Below are 1,282 nucleotides of genomic sequence, written 5' to 3' on the forward strand. Positions count from 1 at the left end.
GCCCATCAACGCGCACCGGGCCGGCACCGTCACGGACCTGAAGGCCGAGGTCGGCGGCGCGCTGTCGTCCGGCGCGGCGATCTGCCTGATCAAGGACTGACAGGCGGCGGCGCGGCGGGAAGCGGTCGCATCGTGTAGCCGGTCACCTACGCTGTGCCGGTTGCCTGCTTCCGAGCCTCCTGGAGTCACGGTGCCGACCGAGCCGGACCGCACTGACCTGCCGACGACCGCCCCGTTCCCGGCAGACCTCGCCGACCCGGCCGATCCGGCCGCCGTCCGGGTGGGCCGCCGCCGCAGGGCCGCCGTGCTGGCACTGCTCGCCGCCGTGCCCGTCCCACTGGTCGCCCTCGGCACCGCGGCGCCGGCCGAGGCGCAGCGCCGGGTGGTCGGCGGCACCGCGGTGAGCACCGCGGACCACCCGTGGATCGTGGCGCTGTCCAGTCGCCAGCAGTTCGGCGGCGCCCGTTCAGGCCAGTTCTGCGGCGGTGCGCTGGTCACCCCGACCAAGGTGGTGACGGCCGCGCACTGCTTCTACGACGAGGCCAAGGGCCGGGTGGACCGGCCGGGTCTCAGGGTGATCGTCGGCCGGGACGACATGCGCGGCACGGCCGGGCGCGAGGTGGCGGTGCGGTCGGTCTGGATCCACCCCGACTACTCCTTCGCCGCCAACATGAACGACGTCGCGGTGCTCACCCTCGCCGAGTCCCAGGGCACCCGGCCGGTGGTCGAGCTGGTCGGCCAGGGCGAGACCGCGCCGTACGCGGCCGGGACCACGACGCAGGTGTTCGGCTGGGGCGACACCACCGGGCGGGGCGACTACTCGCCCGCGCTGCGCGGGGTGGCCGTACCGATCGTGCCGGACCGGACCTGTGCGCAGGCCTATCCGGGCGGGCGGGACGGCAAGTTCGACGCCCGGGGCATGGTCTGCGCGGGCGAGGAGAGGGGCGGCAAGGACGCCTGCCAGGGCGACAGCGGCGGCCCGATGACCGTCGGGGGCCGGCTGGTCGGTCTGGTGTCCTGGGGGACGGGCTGTGCCGACGGGGCCCACCCCGGGGTCTACACCAGGGTGTCCTCGGTCGCGGACGCGGTGCGCTCGGTGCTGTGAACGCCGGCGGACGCGGTGTGCCCGGCGCTTCGGACATCGCGGTGGGTGAGCAGCTGGTCACGTTCTGACGCCGGGTTCTGACACCGGGTTCTGACGTCGCGTCGGACGCGTCGGCCGGGCCCGGGCCGAGAGGGTGACCGGGGGTACAGCAGAGCCGGGCGACCGGACCCCGAAGGC

General features: G+C 75.1%; 1 protein-coding gene. It reads left to right on the forward strand.

Annotated features, from left to right (window positions below; translation table 11 throughout):
* Positions 1 to 280 precede the first annotated feature (280 nt).
* Positions 281 to 1,105 carry a trypsin-like serine protease gene (locus ACFU7Y_RS44035; protein WP_374119970.1) on the forward strand — a complete coding sequence of 275 codons (825 nt, stop codon included), beginning with the start codon at positions 281 to 283 and terminating at the stop codon, positions 1,103 to 1,105.
* Positions 1,106 to 1,282 lie beyond the last annotated feature (177 nt).

Origin of the sequence: Kitasatospora sp. NPDC057542 (genome assembly GCF_042801945.1) — a bacterium.
Classification (GTDB): Bacteria; Actinomycetota; Actinomycetes; order Streptomycetales; family Streptomycetaceae; genus Kitasatospora.